1 rRNA gene (running past one end of the window) is annotated in these 1,416 nt (G+C 57.6%); it reads right to left on the bottom strand.

Annotated elements, in window-relative coordinates:
* Window positions 1–1,279 (bottom strand): 23S ribosomal RNA (locus tag ACFWN1_RS32000); it reaches 1,128 nt to the left of the window's first position.
* Window positions 1,280–1,416 lie beyond the last annotated feature (137 nt).

Below are 1,416 nucleotides of genomic sequence, written 5' to 3' on the forward strand. Positions count from 1 at the left end.
CTGCTGCAATGACACGACTTCGGCGGTACGCTTGAGCCCCGCTACATTGTCGGCGCGGAATCACTAGACCAGTGAGCTATTACGCACTCTTTCAAGGGTGGCTGCTTCTAAGCCAACCTCCTGGTTGTCTGTGCGACTCCACATCCTTTCCCACTTAGCGTACGCTTAGGGGCCTTAGTCGATGCTCTGGGCTGTTTCCCTCTCGACCATGGAGCTTATCCCCCACAGTCTCACTGCCGCGCTCTCACTTACCGGCATTCGGAGTTTGGCTAAGGTCAGTAACCCGGTAGGGCCCATCGCCTATCCAGTGCTCTACCTCCGGCAAGAAACACACGACGCTGCACCTAAATGCATTTCGGGGAGAACCAGCTATCACGGAGTTTGATTGGCCTTTCACCCCTAACCACAGGTCATCCCCCAGGTTTTCAACCCTGGTGGGTTCGGTCCTCCACGAAGTCTTACCTCCGCTTCAACCTGCCCATGGCTAGATCACTCCGCTTCGGGTCTTGAGCGCGCTACTAAACCGCCCTGTTCGGACTCGCTTTCGCTACGGCTTCCCCACACGGGTTAACCTCGCAACACACCGCAAACTCGCAGGCTCATTCTTCAAAAGGCACGCAGTCACGACGCATCGAGTAAACTCAATGCGCGACGCTCCCACGGCTTGTAGGCACACGGTTTCAGGTACTATTTCACTCCGCTCCCGCGGTACTTTTCACCATTCCCTCACGGTACTATCCGCTATCGGTCACCAGGGAATATTTAGGCTTAGCGGGTGGTCCCGCCAGATTCACACGGGATTTCTCGGGCCCCGTGCTACTTGGGTGTCTCTCAAACGAGCCGTTGACATTTCGACTACGGGGGTCTTACCCTCTACGCCGGACCTTTCGCATGTCCTTCGCCTACATCAACGGTTTCTGACTCGTCCTGCCGCCGGCAGACGACAGAAGAGAGATCCCACAACCCCGCACACGCAACCCCTGCCGGGTCTCACACGTATACGGTTTGGCCTCATCCGGTTTCGCTCGCCACTACTCCCGGAATCACGGTTGTTTTCTCTTCCTGAGGGTACTGAGATGTTTCACTTCCCCTCGTTCCCTCCACACTGCCTATGTGTTCAGCAGCGGGTGACAGCCCATGACGACTGCCGGGTTTCCCCATTCGGAAACCCCCGGATCAAAGCCTGGTTGACGGCTCCCCGGGGACTATCGTGGCCTCCCACGTCCTTCATCGGTTCCTGGTGCCAAGGCATCCACCGTGCGCCCTTAAAAACTTGGCCACAGATGCTCGCGTCCACTGTGCAGTTCTCAAACAACGACCAGCCACCCATCACCCCGAACCCTGACGGTCCGAGTGCACTGGGGCCGGCGACTGAAGGAACATCATTCCCTCAGACACCCAACAGCGTGCCCGGCA

Source organism: Streptomyces sp. NPDC058459, from assembly GCF_042721685.1.
GTDB lineage: Bacteria > Actinomycetota > Actinomycetes > Streptomycetales > Streptomycetaceae > Streptomyces.